The organism is Blautia sp. DFI.3.45 (assembly GCF_020593505.1).
Classification (GTDB): Bacteria; Bacillota; Clostridia; order Lachnospirales; family Lachnospiraceae; genus Blautia_A; species Blautia_A wexlerae.
Genome location: NZ_JAJDMI010000010.1, coordinates 1 through 17032, shown reverse-complemented (window position 1 = coordinate 17032; position 17032 = coordinate 1). Strand labels below are relative to the sequence as shown.

At 38.1% G+C, this 17032-nt stretch carries 17 protein-coding genes and 2 pseudogenes; 11 read left to right on the top strand and 8 right to left on the bottom strand.

What is annotated here, in order from left to right:
• Nucleotides 1-9: 9 nt before the first annotated feature.
• Nucleotides 10-654 carry a helix-turn-helix domain-containing protein gene (locus tag LJE09_RS05580; protein ID WP_118614334.1) on the bottom strand — a complete coding sequence of 215 codons (645 nt, stop codon included), beginning with the start codon at nucleotides 652-654 and terminating at the stop codon, nucleotides 10-12.
• Between the two features lie 158 nt (nucleotides 655-812).
• Between LJE09_RS05580 and LJE09_RS05575 the strand changes: the two genes are divergently transcribed.
• The 4 genes from LJE09_RS05575 to LJE09_RS05560 are packed head-to-tail and all read left to right on the top strand — an operon-like array spanning nucleotide 813 to nucleotide 3664.
• Entirely contained in the window at nucleotides 813-1016 is a 204-nt protein-coding gene (locus tag LJE09_RS05575; protein WP_117827592.1) for an HTH domain-containing protein, read from the top strand.
• Nucleotides 1013-2071 (top strand): site-specific integrase, encoded by a 1059-nt coding sequence (locus tag LJE09_RS05570; RefSeq protein ID WP_118614332.1) that lies wholly within the window; start codon nucleotides 1013-1015, stop codon nucleotides 2069-2071. Before LJE09_RS05575 ends, LJE09_RS05570 begins: the two co-directional genes overlap by 4 nt.
• On the top strand, nucleotides 2004-3260 hold the full coding sequence (locus tag LJE09_RS05565) for a MobA/MobL family protein (protein ID WP_215679857.1): 1257 nt from the start codon (nucleotides 2004-2006) through the stop codon (nucleotides 3258-3260). The genes LJE09_RS05570 and LJE09_RS05565 overlap by 68 nt, the downstream gene beginning before the upstream one ends.
• Nucleotides 3261-3286: 26 nt before the next feature.
• A complete protein-coding gene (locus tag LJE09_RS05560) occupies nucleotides 3287-3664 on the top strand; it encodes a TnpV protein (RefSeq protein WP_118614356.1) in 378 nt (125 codons plus the stop codon).
• Between the two features lie 55 nt (nucleotides 3665-3719).
• Here LJE09_RS05560 and LJE09_RS05555 read toward each other — a convergent pair whose 3' ends face one another.
• Complete coding sequence (locus LJE09_RS05555; RefSeq protein ID WP_118614354.1) at nucleotides 3720-3974, bottom strand: helix-turn-helix transcriptional regulator; 255 nt, start codon at nucleotides 3972-3974, stop codon at nucleotides 3720-3722.
• A 102-nt stretch (nucleotides 3975-4076) separates the two neighbouring features.
• Here LJE09_RS05555 and LJE09_RS05550 point away from each other — a divergent pair, with 102 nt between their 5' ends.
• The 5 genes and pseudogenes from LJE09_RS05550 (at nucleotide 4077) to LJE09_RS05535 (ending at nucleotide 10574) form a co-directional block, all read left to right on the top strand.
• Complete coding sequence (locus tag LJE09_RS05550; protein ID WP_227227058.1) at nucleotides 4077-4376, top strand: hypothetical protein; 300 nt, start codon at nucleotides 4077-4079, stop codon at nucleotides 4374-4376.
• Nucleotides 4377-4685: 309 nt separating this feature from the next.
• Nucleotides 4686-8996: a UvrD-helicase domain-containing protein gene (locus tag LJE09_RS05545; protein WP_215679856.1), complete on the top strand. Its 4311-nt coding sequence runs from the start codon at nucleotides 4686-4688 to the stop codon at nucleotides 8994-8996.
• A gap of 63 nt (nucleotides 8997-9059) precedes the next feature.
• A pseudogene (locus tag LJE09_RS19115) lies at nucleotides 9060-9209 on the top strand (DUF1016 N-terminal domain-containing protein); the annotation flags it as partial.
• Nucleotides 9210-9224: 15 nt separating this feature from the next.
• On the top strand, nucleotides 9225-9770 hold the full coding sequence (locus tag LJE09_RS05540; RefSeq protein ID WP_255601787.1) for a PDDEXK nuclease domain-containing protein: 546 nt from the start codon (nucleotides 9225-9227) through the stop codon (nucleotides 9768-9770).
• Between the two features lie 576 nt (nucleotides 9771-10346).
• Nucleotides 10347-10574 carry a DNA-binding protein gene (locus LJE09_RS05535; protein ID WP_118614326.1) on the top strand — a complete coding sequence of 76 codons (228 nt, stop codon included), beginning with the start codon at nucleotides 10347-10349 and terminating at the stop codon, nucleotides 10572-10574.
• Between the two features lie 294 nt (nucleotides 10575-10868).
• On the opposite strand, the gene LJE09_RS05530 is transcribed toward LJE09_RS05535, so the two are convergent.
• From LJE09_RS05530 to LJE09_RS05505, 6 genes are read right to left on the bottom strand one after another with little or no spacing between them, the layout of a single operon-like run.
• Nucleotides 10869-12233: a sensor histidine kinase gene (locus LJE09_RS05530; RefSeq protein ID WP_055059697.1), complete on the bottom strand. Its 1365-nt coding sequence runs from the start codon at nucleotides 12231-12233 to the stop codon at nucleotides 10869-10871.
• Entirely contained in the window at nucleotides 12224-12886 is a 663-nt protein-coding gene (locus LJE09_RS05525; RefSeq protein WP_172679304.1) for a response regulator transcription factor, read from the bottom strand. Before LJE09_RS05525 ends, LJE09_RS05530 begins: the two co-directional genes overlap by 10 nt.
• Nucleotides 12887-12924: 38 nt before the next feature.
• The gene (locus LJE09_RS05520) at nucleotides 12925-13302 is read right to left on the bottom strand and encodes a NisI/SpaI family lantibiotic immunity lipoprotein (protein WP_025580194.1); all 378 of its coding nucleotides are present in this window, start codon (nucleotides 13300-13302) and stop codon (nucleotides 12925-12927) included.
• Nucleotides 13295-14038 carry a lantibiotic immunity ABC transporter MutG family permease subunit gene (locus LJE09_RS05515; RefSeq protein WP_025580193.1) on the bottom strand — a complete coding sequence of 248 codons (744 nt, stop codon included), beginning with the start codon at nucleotides 14036-14038 and terminating at the stop codon, nucleotides 13295-13297. Before LJE09_RS05515 ends, LJE09_RS05520 begins: the two co-directional genes overlap by 8 nt.
• A 2-nt stretch (nucleotides 14039-14040) precedes the next feature.
• Nucleotides 14041-14787, bottom strand: coding sequence for a lantibiotic immunity ABC transporter MutE/EpiE family permease subunit (locus LJE09_RS05510; RefSeq protein WP_025580191.1), 747 nt, complete (start codon nucleotides 14785-14787; stop codon nucleotides 14041-14043).
• A complete protein-coding gene (locus LJE09_RS05505; protein WP_172679305.1) occupies nucleotides 14788-15492 on the bottom strand; it encodes a lantibiotic protection ABC transporter ATP-binding protein in 705 nt (234 codons plus the stop codon).
• A 246-nt stretch (nucleotides 15493-15738) separates the two neighbouring features.
• Between LJE09_RS05505 and LJE09_RS05500 the strand changes: the two are divergent.
• Nucleotides 15739-16014, top strand: a pseudogene (locus tag LJE09_RS05500) (KilA-N domain-containing protein); the annotation flags it as partial.
• Nucleotides 16015-16413: 399 nt separating this feature from the next.
• The gene (locus tag LJE09_RS05495; RefSeq protein WP_118614324.1) at nucleotides 16414-16971 is read left to right on the top strand and encodes a hypothetical protein; all 558 of its coding nucleotides are present in this window, start codon (nucleotides 16414-16416) and stop codon (nucleotides 16969-16971) included.
• Nucleotides 16972-17032: the final 61 nt, after the last annotated feature.

Below are 17032 nucleotides of genomic sequence, written 5' to 3'. Positions count from 1 at the left end.
TCTTTAGTATCAGTAATTAGGATCTATTTTAACTTTAATGCCATCAGAAGTATCAAGCAACATCTGACTTCTCTGCAATTCCAATTCCACTTTTTCTTTTGTCTCGGTTATCTCATCTATAGCTGCCTGTGTTGCTTCATTTGGATTATCACCAGCGGATTCCAAAACACTCTGGTAGATGTAATTCATTTTTTCCCATTTCAACAGGTCATTAAATACCTTGTAACTTCTGATATTCAACAATACATCCTGCAAAGACAGCGTATGTGCCTTCCCTCTGGTGGTGTATCCGATTTCGAGATAAGAAGAGAGAACCAGATTCAGATGGATGGATACAGTATTATCTTTTAACATCTTGTCTTCTCCACGCTCTCCGCTGATCTGGAGGATGCCGGAATTACAAAGCACCATAAGTACGCCCATCAGATCACCGACTGTTTCCAGACGAAGTCCGGCGGTATCACTGCCATTCAAAGCATTATAACTGACACCGAGTGCAGCTGCAATTTTCTCTAACTGAGGAGGTTGTGGCTGCATTTTATTTGTTTCGTATTTTCGGATAGAAACCGGATGGATGCCGGTCAGCTCAGCCAGTTTATCTTGCGTAATGCCAATTTGCTTTCGGCAGTATTTGATTTTTTCTCCTATGGTCATTTTCATCGTCCTCCATGTATCGAGATGGCTACATTATAGCATGTTTAAAAAATTTTTTCTACTGGCATTTCAAAATACTTAACAATAGCGAAGTCGCTACATATAATGAGATTATAAAAGTAGCGATAACGCTACATAGAGAAAAGGAGGATGCATACATGGCAGAAAACAAAAAGATTTATATTACTGCAAATGAACTCGCAGAAATGCTGGGTGTTTCTGTAGGTCATGCTTACAAGCTGATCCGTAAGCTGAATCAGGAACTGGAAAAAGAAGGATTTCTGGTGATTGCGGGCAAAGTTCCCAGACGCTATTTTGAAAAACGCTGGTATGGTTTCAGTGTGTGGGAGGTGGTCGAATGAAAGCGGAAAAAGACAAGAAAACAGGAAAATGGTTGATTCAGTATCGTTATACGGATTGGCAAGGAAAACGTCGGAAATCTACCAAAAGAGGTTTTGCGACCAAAAGAGAGGCGGAGGAATGGCTTCGAAATTTCCTTATTACGCAAAAAGCGGATTTTGATATGAAGTTTGCGGATTTTTGGAAGATGTATTGTGCAGATATGGAAACTCGCCTGCGGGAGCATACCATGAGAACGAAAAAGTATATTGTGGAGCTGAAAATTCTCCCGTATTTTGGGAATAAGCGGGTAAATGATATTACTGCAGCTGACATCCGGCAATGGCAGAATGAGTTGATTAAAATGGGGTATTCACCCACTTATCTGAAAACAATCAATAACCAGTTGAGTGCAATTTTTAATTATGCGGTTCGATATTATGATTTGAAAAGTAATCCCTGTGCAAAAGCCGGAAGCATGGGTAAGAGTAAGGCAGAAGAAATGGATTTCTGGACAGGAGAGGAGTTTAGGAGGTTTATCGACAGTGTTATGAACAAAAGGCTTTCTTATATGGCATTTATGACTTTGTACTGGACGGGAATGCGTTTGGGAGAACTTTTGGCTCTGAATCCGAAAGATGTGGATTTGGAAAAGAGAACAATTGCTATCACAAAATCATATCAACGTCTTGGTAAGAAAGATGTGATCACTCCACCAAAGACATCGAAAAGCAAGAGAGTGATTACCATTCCAGAGTTTCTGGCTGCAGATATCAAAGATTATATGGACAGCTTATATGATTTGCAGGAGGACGACAGGTTGTTCCCTATTACGAAATATTATCTGGAGCATGAAATGCAGCGAGGAATTAAAGAAAGTGGCGTAAAACAGATAAGAGTACACGATTTGAGGCATTCCCATGCAAGTATGCTGATTGAATTGGGCTTTTCACCGCTGGAGATTGCAAATCGGCTCGGACATGAAAAGGTAGAAACAACGCTGAACACTTATGCACATCTTTATCCGAACAAGCAGACAACTGGTCATTGCACTGCCGGAAAGTTTTCAAGAATATGATCGGAACTTGCTATTACAGTTGTTTGCAGAACAGTTTCGAAGCACTTATGGAGTGCAGTGTACGGCTGCTTTGCATCATAATAAAAAGAAAACAAATTACCATATTCATTTGATTTACAGTGAACGAAAGGTTTTGGAGAAGAAAGAGATAAAGCGAGCCAGTCGGAATATGTTTTACGATGAAAAAGGGAAGCATGTTCGAACAAAGAAGAAAATTCTGGATGAAAACGGAAATATTAAACTCGGCTGTTATATTGTTCCGAAAGGTGAAATTTATGAAATGACTTTCTTTGACAGCAAGGAAGAAATCTTTAAACATTCATCTTTTTTAAAAGATGTAAAGAAGATGTATACGGATTTGATGAATCAGTTGGTGAAAGATGAAGCAGAAAAACTAAGTGTCTTTGAACCAGATGGACCATATCTGGCAACGAAGAAGATTGGAAAGAACAATCCAAAGGCGGAAGAAATTCAGGCTGATAATGAAGCAAGGAAGGAGTGGAATCGAACAGTAGATGAAGCTTTTGTTGCGGGCGTTCCCTCTGATGAGATTGCAGAAGTCAAACAGAAAAATATCAGTCTGCCGGTAAAAGAATCTATTCAAAAAGAAGGTCAAAAGCCTGGATTACTGAGAGTAATTTTGCAAAAAGCGGTTGATATTCTTTTGGAAAAGATTAGGATGGCTGCAGCTCCTGAGAAACCAGAATTAAAAGTTGACATGGAAATATTTAAGCAGATGCAGAAAGTGCGAAGGGAACTTTTAGGAATCCGAAAATCAATTCGAGAGATTGATGATCAGATTCAGAAGAAGCAGAAACGTCTGGATGAATTGACTGGTCTATCCGGCACATTTCGTCTGAAAGAGAAAAAAGAGTTGATGAATTCCATCACATATCTGATTTCAGAAAGAACAAAGCAAAGTTCATTATTGAAAGAAACAGTGACCGAGGCTGGTTATCGCAGCGTTGACAGTTTTATGAGGGCGTTTAATAAATCGCAGATGTTGGTTGAGGAATATTTGAAAACTCAGGGCGGTATTGAAAATGGCAATAAAAGTCCTCAGCAAACACAGCAGAAGAAGCAAAGTGTACTTGATAAGCTCCATCAATATGATGAGGAAGCGAAACGGAGTAAAAGTTCCTGCAAACGCAGGGAAAACGTACCGAAAAAGGGCATGGAAGTTGAATGATAATTACAGAAAGTGAGGACAAAAGTATGCAGGAATTAAAAAAGAGAATTCATGAAAACGGAATTGATTATGTGTTGGTGGGTGATTACTATGTTCCCAAATTAAAAATGCCAGAAGAAAAAAGAAGTATCGGGCATTATGGCAGATTGCACAGAGAGTATCTGAGACAAGTAAAGCCAATAGTGTTTAATGAGCTGATTTTATTCGGACAGTTGTGGACGTATCTGGCTGATCTGAATGAGCAGGCAACGGAACGCAGAAATGTGATGATGAAGCAATTAATGGAAAAAGAAGGTGTGACGGAGGATTTAAAGAAAAAGGACAGGTACGAATGGGTACGGAGAATGAATGGGATACGGAGCAGAGTGGATGAAATTATTATAAAGGAAATGATCTACGTATAACAGAATTGTGAAACAACAAAACTCTGGATGACAGAATAAAACTGTTAATCCAGGGTTATTTGTTGTTGGATAATCCATTAAAAATTGTATTGAAATCGGTATGGAAAATTTCTGCCAATGCAATAAGTTCGCTGATTTTAATATTGTAGGTGCCGGCCTCTATTTGAGAGTAGATGCTGCGTGTGGTTGGAAGGTTGCGTAATTGTAATTGAGCAACGACCTGTTCTTGAGTAAGATTAGCTGCATTTCTTAAATTTCGTAGATTGTTTCCGAGAGAAATGTCATTAATTTGTCGTAGCTTTTGCTCCATAAAATCCATACCTTTCATCAATATCACTGTACCTGTATTGATTTTACTTTAAAAAATTCTTATAATTGCAATGTATAACTTGCAAATATAAGGGATAGAGATATGAATAAAAAATGTATATGGGTATTATGTGTAATGGCGGTATTGATTATTACAATGGAGTATTTTATAAAGCCGAATTCTGAGGAAGACGTACCAATGGCTCCAGACGTTGTTAGCAGTATAAGTATGAATCGAGATCAATATCTTACAGTAGCAGCTAATCGAGATAATATTGAAGATAAAGAAGAGTTTGCAAAATTATTGATTGAGATGTGTAAGGAAAATTCATTTCATACAATTAAATTTTCTACAGACAGAGGATATGCGACCAATGTCGATATGAGGGTATATCTTTTTTAAGACAAAATAGAAGGACATGAGCCAGTAATGATAGTGAAATATGAACCTGTTGAATACGGAAAAGGGTATGATATTGTGCATAATCCAGACCAGTTTAAATTGACTATTGATGGAAAAACATATGAATAAGTGTATGAAGAAGGATGTAAAAGAATCAAATTTGATGTATAATATCTTTAATATTGTCTAGAAAAATGTTTTTGATTAAGTAATAGAAAATGGAATTGAGTAGTGGGATTACTATCATGGAAGAAAGACAGAATTTTATAATTTTGGTTGAAAAGTTATTGTACCGAAGGGGAAAGAAAAATGGCAAAAAACGTATATGATAAATTTGGATTTGATAGAGATGGCTATAACCGTGATGGATATGATCGAATGGGGTACAATAGAGAAGGCTATGATCGTCAAGGATATAATAAACAGGGTGTGAATAAAAATGGCATTAATAAATTATCGGGAAGAGATAAAGATGGTTATGATGCAGAAGGTTTTAACGAAGAAGGCTATGGCCGAGATGGCTATAATCGAGAAGGTTATGACAAAGAAGGTTTTAACCGAGAAGGGATAGATGCGGAAGGGTATGATCGAGAAGGTTTTAACATAGAAGGTTACAATCGAGATGGCTACAATCGTGCAGGATATGATGCAGAAGGTTACGGTCGAGATGGCTATAGTAAAGAAGGCTATGATCGAGATGGGTTTAATCGAGACGGATTTGATATTGAAGGATATACACGAGATGGATTTGATGTATATGGATTTGATAGAAATGGTTATAATAAAGATGGTTTTAATTTGAATGGTATTTCTGAAGATGGTTACAATATTCTTGGTTATGGTATTGATGGCTTTGATCGAGGTGGTGTAAGCGTAGACGGATATACTAAGGATCTGTTTGATGAGTCTGGTTTTCATATTTATACCGGATTTAATTTGCATGGCTTTGACAAAGACGGCTTTAACATTAATGGTTTTGATATAGATGGTTATGATCGGGAGGGATACCATAGTGTAACTGGATACAATCATTCAGGTTATGATCGAGAAGGTTACAATCGTGCGGGATATAATGCAGAAGGCTATGATCGGGATGGTTATAACCGAAATGGGTATGATATCAAAGGCTATGACCGAGATGGTTATAATGAAAATGGCTATGATGAGGATGGTTACAACAAAGCCGGTTATGATTATAGGGGCTATGATGCCAGTGGTTATGATGAGGAAGGAAATCTTGACCCAGCAAGAAAGAAAATTATAGAAAAAGATGAAATGGATCCGAAACAGGATATGATGGAAGCTGCTTATTTCAAAAAATGCGTTGCTCAGATCAAAGGATATTATAAAGATAAACTTAGAGAAGATGTTTTGAAGGATTACGAACCATTTTCAAGAACATACATAGACCGTTGGGGATTTGTGCAAACAGATTGGGTTTATCCTGACACAAGAAATGCTGAGTATGAAGTTGATAGAAAAGTAAAAAAGGTATTAAAAGAACCCTATTTCTGTCATATTGATTATAAAGATGATTGTGAGTTATACATAGGAAGGCAAGCAATTCACGGTTGGGTAACAGACTGGGCTGATAAGAGGGCATCCCTTTATCATCAATATGAAATATATATCGGAGATGAGAAAACAGGATTAAACTTTGTGAGAGATATACATATTGTTAATTCTGCTTATAAAGGATACGAAGATAAATATAATCGAGGCGGCGGACAGAAAAAAGAAATTTTAAAGTTTACAGATACACATCTTGCTAAAATTATCGCAGCAAATCAGCAGAATAAAAGAATACACGATATTGTTGAATCTATTCAGCAAAATCAGTATAACATTATCACTTCTGATAAAGATAGGAATATTTTAGTTCTTGGTTGTGCTGGTTCTGGAAAAACGATGATTTTAATGCACAAAATCCGTTATATGAGATATAACAATCCAGATATTCGTATGGATGATATCATGGTTATTTCTCCAACGGATATTTTAGGAAGAGAAAGCAAGGAATTATCTAAGTTACTTCAAATAGAAAAAGTACAGCAGTTTACAACAGCATCTTTTTATGAGGCGTGTTGTAAGCAATATTTTGATGCAATGGGAATTAGCTATGAGCCATTTGCAGTTATAGATGATGGTACAGTCATTGAGGATTATTATGACGAAGGGTATCTTTGGGATTTATTGGAGGATGTAAAAGATAATTTCAACTCGAATACAAAAGGAAAACAATTTTTCAATACGGAGCAAAATACTATCACGAATATGATGGATAAGCATATAGCGTTGCTTGGTGGTAAAAAAGATTTTGCAAATGAAATGTATAAATTGTATACAAGTTCAGCAAAAGAGATTAGCCAGTGTGGAAAAAAAGATATTGAAAGATTGATTAGGCAAATTGATAATGCAATTCGTGAAAGAGAATTGTATGAACTGACAAAAGATTTGGTTTGTTTTTTACAAGAAAGAAAATGCTTTACTAAAGAAAAATCTAATAGAACGTTATCAAAAGAAGAACTATCAAGAGGCTTTTACTATACGAGAAAAGCATGTTCTGAAATGGATTATGACGAATTTTCCAGAGTCCGGTATTTCAAATCTATTACGCTGGAAGGTGCAGTTCCAATGTTGCAGTTATTGCAACTATATAGAAACGAAGCAATGGATAAAGAAGATGCTTATAAACTCTTAACAGAATGGAATAATATTTCTGAAGAAGAAGCGGAAGAATATTGTAAATATATTGATTGGCAATTAGCCAGAATTGAACGTCTGGAAAATAAAAGAGAAGTTTTACAGTATATTCTGGATAATAAAATGGTAATTGAACGTTCAATAGAAAACAAAAATCTTCAATACGATACTTCATTTGAAAAATTGTTACAACTGTTTGCTAAAACAGAAGAATTATTGGAGAAGGTAGGATATACGCCATTTTCATATTTTGAAGAATATGAGAAGATTGAGCGAAAGAGAAAACGCTTGGCAGAACAAAGAGGAGCAAAAGGGAAATATCAGTATTTGTTCGATGGAATTTTATCAATGCTTGGCGTGACATTTGTAACAGATAAGGAAATAGAGGTACCACTGACAAAAGCATTTGAAATGACATATATTTTGCATCAACTTTTTGGTACTTGTGATGGAAATAGAAAGTATATGTATATTGATGAATTTCAAGATTTTTCACCGATAGAATTAAGAATGGTTAGAACAATGTACCCGTCTGCAGTTCTGAATGTTTTTGGGGATGTCAACCAGTGTATTAACTGTAAAGGTATTATGCAGTTGGATGACATTCCGGAAGAAATCTATTCTGATAAGTATGAAATAAAAGAGAACTATCGTAATGCAAGAGAGATTACCACTTATGTGAAAGACAATTTGAACATTGCAATGGAACCTTACGGTTTAGAGGGCATACAAAAAACAGTTGAAGAAATACCTGAAATTACAGTTGCTGATGATGATCGAGTTGCGGTTATTGTAGAAGATGATAGTATGATTTCAGCAGATATCAGAGAAAAAACGAAATTGAATTTCTATTCAGATAGTAAGGAAATTTTGCGAGGAATATATAATGTTATTCCGGTGACAATGACAAAGGGTTTAGAATTTGAAAAAGTTATTGTTGTTCAGCGTGGGATGGATAAAAATCAGTTTTATGTTGCATGTACCAGAGCAATCAGTGAATTATATGTAGTATCAGATAATTATCAGGATATGTATGATTCAGATGATTATAAGGAAACACGTGATGAAAAAGTTGAAAACGTGATCGTTATAGAGAATAAAGATGAACAGGAAATGAGTGATTCAAGCGAAGGTACGTTGGAAGTTCTTGAAAATACAGCGGATATTCAGCAGTATAAATTAGTACCGTACAATGGAAAACTGAAAAAAATAACTGGTATGAAGCATGTTCCAACAATGCATATTTCTATCAATTCTACTAATGGAGAAAAGAAGATTCCGGTATGTTACCTGGTTGACAAACAATGTGCATATATCCCAGAAGCTACATATAAAAAATACGAAAATGAGCTTAATAGTTATTTCTCGGGTGAAAGCAATGATAAATTTGTTATGCCTTCATTGACAGAAGAACAGGAAACAGATGATGCAGAAAAAGAATCAGTTCGTGAATTAGAAGTATATGTATCAGCTAATACCAGTACAGTAAATTTATTAGATAAATTTGAAGGATTAGGTACGGATGCTCCATACGAAAGATTAATTATTAAAAATGCGATGAGAATATACAAAGGAAGTCAATCAGAAGTGATTAGCCTGGTAGTAGAGCGTAGTAAAAATCATGATTATGAAGGCGATATTACGTTTACGAAATTCAAACAAGGATATACATTAAAGTTAAAAACATTTATAGATAATCAAATATCTAAAAGTGATTTTGTAGCATATAAAAATTCAGGAAAAATGTTCCGGTTTTCTAAACCGTACCTTTTACGAGCACAAAATAGCAGAAATCGTAGTGGATATGGATGGGAGTGGGATTGGTCTACACCATATGCTCCATTAGTAACCGAAGGAACTTTGTATGGAGAAACGACGGACTATGTGTTTGTAGGAGCTTATATCGGCGACAGGTAGTTATATTTATGGAATTTTCTCAAGTTTCTATAAATGTGAAGTAATTTGTAAGTTAATGAATTTGTGACAACACTGTTGACACAAATTAGTTGGAGTAACCATCTTGCTATTATGTCTAAAGCAAAAACTGCGGAAGAAAGACATTTCTATATAACCCTTTGTATAAAAGAATCTTATTCAGCCAGAGAGTTGGATAGACAGATTAACAGCGGATATTATGAGAGGTATATGCTTTCTAAGGAAAAACTCTTGCCGGAACCGATAAAAGGTTTGAAAGAAAATCCGTTCTTAGATTCGTATGTTATCGAATTTTTGGATTTGCCTAAAAATTTTAAGGAATCTGATTTGCGAAAAGGTCTTATCCAGAATATGAAAGAGTTTATTCTGGAAGTAGGCAAGGATTTTACATTCATTGATGAAGAATATCGAGTACAGGTCGGTGGTGAAGATTTCCGAATTGATTTGTTGTTTTTCCATAGAGGACTCCAGTGTCTGGTTGCCTTCGAATTGAAGATTGGAAAATTCAAACCGGAATACATTTCTAAAATGGATTTCTACTTGGAGGCATTGGATCGTCAGAAGAAGAAAGAGAATGAGAACCCAAGCGTGGGAATGATTCTTTGTGCTTCTAAGGATGATGAAGTGGTAGAATATGCAATGAGCAGAACATTATCTCCGATGATGGTTGCGGAATATAAATTACAATTGCCGGATAAAGTAGTATTGCAGAAAAAGTTGCAGGAATTGATCAATATGCCGTTGATCGAAGAATAATTTTCATTTTGTTGTTTTGAGTTCATTTTGAGTACAATTTTTATGCCAGTCAAAATCATGGTGGAAAATATGGCAAATATAGCAACAAAAAATAGCGAAAACGCTATTGAAATCACTGTGATTAATCTTCTGTGAGACGAGTTTGAGTAGCTTGAAAAATCGCGGAAAAGCCCATAAATAAAGGCTTTGCGGGGTGTCGAAAAGACCAAATGGAGTGTAAATGGAGTTTAAAAATTATTTTTTTCTCTTGTTTATATTCCAGATTCACCTGCAAATTTCGTGAAATCAGTTATTCTCATAAAATAAAATTAGAGTAAATATGAAGAACAGTTTGTTTTGATGGAAGTGATTTTCGTCAAGGCAGGCTGTTTTTTTGTTGCCTGCATTTAGAAAACAGATATCACAGAAAGGTTCTTTACTTTCGATGAGCTTAAACTCCATGACACAGTAATCACACTGATGGAGAATTAAAAAACAAGAAAATTTGATAAATTTCGGAAAATGATGTCCGATTTTACATCTGCCAGTACAGAGTATATGAAGAGATAAATATTCAAAATACAGGAGGTACTGATTATGCAGAACAAATTATTTTTAAAGGCAGCCGATATATGTGAACTTCTGGAGGTAAAACAGACATCGGCTTATGAGATCATTGGCAATCTGAATAAGGAGCTGGAAGAACAGGGATATTTGACGCTTAGAGGAAAAGTTCCGACAAAGTATTTTGTGAAGCGTTTCTACGGAGTAGAAGATACTTGTGAGATTCCACAGGAAGAGGGAAAGGCTTTTTTTAAGCGGTAGAAGTGGATTAGATTATAATGATAGTAAAACAGCATGGCGGCGTCCTCCCGTGGGCCGCCATGCCTTTAACTGCTGGGAATGACAGAAAGAAAGCAGCGGCCTTGATTTCTCAAAACCGCCACCAGTGAATATAAATTAAGCGTGAAAATGGGTCTGCCCAGCAGCGGTTTTTTTCTTTTCTGCCGCTGGGCAGATGTTTTTTCTTTAGATACATGATAAGAGGAATTTTTGAAGATTCCATAAAGATTTGAAAAATGGACGGACATAAAAGACGTCCATTACACTATCGGAAAATCAGCAAGGAAGTTTCATAGTAACCTTTGCGCCGCCGGTTTCTTTTGAATTTTCTAAAATAAGCTGACCATTATGTTGTTCCATAATCGAATTTGTAATATATAGACCCATACCAAAGTGTAACTTTGAATTGCGGCTTTGATCGCCCATATAGAACCGTTCCTGTGCGTGGCATAATGCCTCTTTAGAAAACCCCGTTCCCTCGTCTGTGACTGAAATTTCCACGAAACCGTTGTTACTCTGAACATCCACATAAAGCGTTCCGCCTTGCGGGGAGTAGTCCAGCCCATTACTGATAACATTCATAATAGCACGTTCTATCAGCACCCTATCAAATTTCAGCATTTGAGGGAGTGAAACAGTATTCATTTGCAGCCGGATTTCTTTTGTCCGGCATAGTGATTCCATATAACCGAACAAGTGCTGCATGAACGCTGGCAAGTCTATACTTTCAATATGGAGCTGATAACCAACCGCCGCCCGTGATATGTCAATCAGGGTTTGAATATATGACTGCATCTGGCCGGAGCTTTCCACGACGTAACCAGCGTATAATCGTTGCTCATCATCAAGATTTGTTTCTGTGAGTAAATCAGCATTTCCTTGAATAACCGTCAGAGGCGTTTTCAAATCATGGGCAAGCGCGGCGATTTGCTCTTTCTGTGTCTGTTCGGTTTTCCATTGCCGTTCTAACGAAATTTTCAGATTATCTTTCATATCTGAAAAAGATGCAAGGACATCTTCAAACTCTTTGATTTTGGCGTGTCCTACTTCAAAATCAAGGTTTTGCTTTGAAACCTCCGCAGTTGCTTCAAAAAGCGGGGTCAGTTGTGTACGCAGGTTCTTAGCAAATCTGGCGGTCAGTATGATAATGACCAGCAGCGAATTTACAGCCATCAGGATAAACGCAAGCGTGTCAGGAGATGGAAAATATTCCGGTAGCCATGACACTGTAAATTGAGAACCAATATAATACCTTAAAACGCAAAATTCGTTTTCCCGGACAACAAGTGCAAACTGCCTCCCCGTAGCATATTCAATATATTCTCCCTTTGCGTACAGCAGGGCAATTTCTTTTTCATCATCGTCCATATTGCTGTAAAGCTCATTAAAGTTCTTGTCCAGAATTAAGTAGCCGCATCCCTGTGGAATCACAACCTTTGTAATATCCGGGGCAATCGTCAGCGTTGGAATGATCTCTTTTACCTGCAATTCACTTAGATTTGCTCTTGTAGCTAATCCAGCATTTACAGCAAGTCCCTCCAAACCAAAAGGGACAATAATTGCCGCTACCAGCATGACAATGAGGGAGATAGCAAACTGGCGAAACAATATTTTCAATGTAGGTTTCTTTTTCACTCCCATTTATATCCTATCCCCCATACGGTGCTGATCGGACTTATTTTGAAATGCTCCAATTTCGCACGAATATTTTTTATATGCGTTGAGATCGTAGAGTTATCGCCTATTCCATCAAACCCGAAAACGGCTTCATAGATTTGTTCTTTTGCAAAAACCTGTCCCCGGTTTTTCGCAAGGTATTCACAGATTGAATACTCGCTTTTGGTAAGGGGAACCGGCTGTTCTGAAACATACAGTACCTTTGCGGAAAGGTCAAATCTTATATCAGGCTCAAATGAAAGTGTGCTGTGATGCTCCCTTTTTTCTCTGCGTAAATGTGCCGCGACACGGGCGCGAAGCTCCTGAATACGAAAAGGTTTCGTAATATAATCATCCGCACCGATGCCCAATCCAAACAATATATCTTCCTCTAATGTCTTTGCGGTCAGAAAGAGAATCGGGCAGTCTACCATATTCCTGATCTGTTTGCAAAACTCAAACCCGTCTGTGCCAGGCATCATCACATCCAAAAGAATGAGGTCATAGAAATGCAGCTTTTTGATGTCTACATCATCCGCATTTTGACAGACTGTTATCAAATATCCATCTTTCCCCAAACTGTTCTTAATCAATTCCAAGATAGAAACTTCATCGTCAACTACAAGTAAGTGGGTCAAAAAATCACCTCCCGCCCCATTATACCACATTGTCGAGGTTACTCATCATTATTTTTAATGTCAGCTTTCCGATATTCATTGTTGATATTTACAGCTACGGCATTGCTTATATCCACATCCACAATACTGTAAACGTAGCCGAAACTGAAATCTTCCCCCGCCACATTTTTGAAGCGTTTCGATACCTGCCCGATTTCTTCTTGCAGTTCTGACATTTCAAGACATTCATCCGTTATGGTATATGTCAGGCCGTTATATGAAATTTCATCATAGTTTGCGGCGTTCAGCTCATAATACGGCAGAGATTCATTTAACGCCTTATTTTTATCGGCGGTATCGCGGAGCGCACCGCAGGCCGATAAGCATATAAGACTTACAAGCACAATTACCACGGCAAACAGGCACTTTTTATTCACTGTTTTTACCTCCCTCCCAACCATGAAACCAAACCAAACTGGCAATCAGCAGACAAACAGTGCAGCATACAGAAATAATCATACCGCTGAAAAAATCAGTTTTTACCTGTGCATACAGTTGGGGGCTATCCCATGCAAGCACAGTGTAATCCATAGCACGAACGCCCCAGGCCCAGGGAATATATTTCCATGTAGCGTCACCAAGCCCTGTTATCATAAGGGCAGCTATTAAACTCCCTGCAATTCCCAATCCCATAGATGCACCTTTTCCGAAGCTCATTCCCACAAACAAATGAATCAGGTAAATGGGAAGCATGGTAATCAACAATAGAATCCCTGCTTTCAGGTAAAGGCTTGCCGGAGCATCCCTATATAGTGCAGCGAATGTTCCTAACGCTAAAAATGTTGCGCCAAAAGCACAGATCATCAGAAAACCAAGTTTACCAATATACGTTGCCATGCGAGATGGGATTGTTCCCAACAAAAGCTGATAATGCCCGGCCTGATTTTCGATCTGAACAACCAGGCCCACAATAATGCCGATCAGAAACGGGAACGCAACGGCCAGCACTTCCAGATAGGCACTGATTTTGGTTGCCAGTTCCCATCTGGATATATGATAGTAACCCGCAAAAATCGCCGCACATATAATCGGAATCATGCTGTGCATATAGAGCAAAATGCTATGTTTACACTTCTGATATTCTGCTTTCCAGCAGCGAACCACAGATACCATAGTTACCCCACCTCCTTTTTCTCAAACCATCTTGCAGTTAAAAATGACAGCGCCGCAAACCAGGCCAGCGAAATGACCAATACAAGTATAATCATCCAAAATGCCATTGCCGTACTCTGATCTGCAACCGGCTCACCATTAGGCAAAATACCTAACACGGAAATCATAAGATGCGGCACCCAGCTATACGGGCAGATCATCCACAAAGAGGTTGTAGCCGTGAAAATCCCTAAAACGCTTCCAAGTCCGGCATTAAGAATAACCGTGACAAAGATACCAACTTTTTTTGATAACCATAAGCACAGCGGAACTTCCCATAGGCTTGCAATGACAATACAAGCTGTTCCGGCCGCAGCCTGCCAAATTCCGATTGTCAGGGGAATTTCGTTGATAACTAATATTGCAAAACCGCCCAACAGATTTAGCGCCAGGAAAATGAAATTCCCCACACAGGAGTAAATACCGGCCACTCCAATTTTTGCTTTCCAGACTTTGTTCTGCGAAACAGGCAATGAAGCAACGGCACGATATTTTAGTTTGCCATTATCCCGCTGTTCAATCAAGGCACAGGTGAGCGTAAGGAATCCAGGATAAAGCAGGTTATACCACCAATTATAAGAATTGAGCTGGAACCAAAGAGGGGCAAAAAAGTTCATAAGCGCAGTTACAAACGGGGCCAGAACGATCAGCGTTTTTGTGAAAGTTCTCTTATGCTTTAGGTTCTCTGCCTGAATATATGCCATCTCCATTTAATATCCCTCCTTACCATTTCTGCGAATAACATCCATAAAGAGTTGTTCCAAATCTTCACCGGCGCGAAGCTCTCCCTCATATCCAAGGACGCCGCCAGCAATGATACCCACATGATCTACAATCTGCTGGACTTCTGACAGAATATGGCTGGACAAAATAACTGTAATCCCTTTGCGGGGAAAAGAGCGAATTAACTCTCGAAGTTCCTCAATCCCTAAAGGGTCAAGGCCGTTAGTCGGTTCATCCAGAATCAAAAGCTGGGGACTGTTCAGCAATGCAATAGCAATACCAAGCCGCTGCTTCATACCAAGAGAAAACTGCCCGGCCCGTTTCTTGCCGGTATTCGTGAGCTGGACAATTTGCAATACCTCGTTAATTCGTGCATCGTCCAGGCCGAGCAATGTAGTTCTGACTTTGAGATTTTCGTATGCAGTCAGATTTTCGTAAAGCGGGGGCATCTCAATCAAAGCACCGATATGCTCCAGATCATTCCGCTTCCACGGGTGGCCGTCAAACTCGATGCTTCCCGATGTGGGGCGCAAAATGCCGGTGAGCATTTTTAAGATCGTGGATTTGCCAGCCCCATTCGGTCCCAGCAGACCATAAACCGAGTTGCGCCGGATGTTCAGTGACACATTGTTTACCGCCATTTGCCCCTTGAAATTTTTGCAGAGGTCAGTCGTTTTCAAAATCATATCCATATAATCAAGTCCTTTCTTTGATTTTACGGATAGCATACCGGGCAATTTTGAAGATTTCATAAAGATTCCCGAAAACAGAATATGAACAATACACCGTAACCGTGGAGCATATCGCAACAAAGCACCAACCTACGCATTTAGGGCCTTAAAAAGCCCTATATTTCAAGGCTTTTCCCGCATAGTCGGCGGGGTATGTGAGTGTTTTATCCTATCCCCGCCATAGTGCCGCTCTAAATGCGTAGAATTTTTAAACCTATCGAATTCGATAGGTTTAAAGCGGAATCAGGAGATAATGCTTTTACATTGACACCACAGCAATGGATAAAAGCAACGGATGCAATCAGTATCGTATCAAAATCGGGACGATATGGCGGTACTTATGCACATACAGATATAGCTTTTGAGTTTGCTTCGTGGATTTCGCCGGAATTTAAGCTTTATATCATCAAAGATTATCAGAGACTAAAGAAAGACGAAGCAGATCGGTTAGCGATTGGGTGGGATGTAAAGAGAGAAAGCTCATAAATAAAGGCTTTGCGGGCAGTCGAAAAGACCAAATGGAGTGCAAATGGAGTTTAAAAATTATTTTTTTCTCTTGTTTATATTCCAGATTCACCTGCAAATTTCGTGAAATCAGTTATTCTCATAAAATAAAATTAGAGTAAATATGAAGAACAGTTTGTTTTGATTGAAGTGATTTTCGTCAAGGCAGACTGTTTTTTTGTTGCCTGCATTTAGAAAACAGATACCACAGAAAGGTTCTTTATCAGCGATTCTTACGACAGTAGTGTTTGTTCTACTCCACATATCGGTATGGGGATAGTTGCAGTGATTGAAGTTGTGAAATGTGGATTACAGGACTTTATTTTTGGATGATTGTGGAAAATATAGTGGCGCTATATGGAAAGGCAGAAATAAACAATGGAAGAATTATATAAAGTGATGGATGATTTGCTTGAGGTGGAATTTCAGATGAAAGCAGGGAGGGATATCCTGAAAGAACTGGAAGAGTTTTATATGCTGGAAAAAGAAACCGAAAAATCGGATGCTAGAAAAGTAGCTGTGCTGATGAAAGGATATCTGCAGTCGATGAAGTCAAATACTCGAGAAATCATTCGTTATATTGATGACACGACACTTGAAAAATCAAATGATAAAAAGAAAGATAAACAGGAATCTGCGAGCACCATATCCGAGGAAGTGCAGGAATTTGTGAATCTGACAATTACAGAGCATATGGGGAAAGCATATTCAGAATGGAAGTTAAAGCAGGATAAAGAGCCAGTAAGTGAGATTGATAAGAAATACCAGAAATTACTGGAAACGTTATCCCAAGAACAGGAAGAAGTGATTACGGAATACTGTAATGCAATTTTTAGCAGTGGAGCAGAAACAGAAGAATTTTTCTATCGACTGGGATTAAAAGATGGACTGAATCTGAAAAATACGGTAAAATCTGTATTAGAAATGATATCATGAAATCGGAAGTTGGAGGATACACGCATGAAAATTGTAATCATTAATGGAAGTGCCAGAAAAG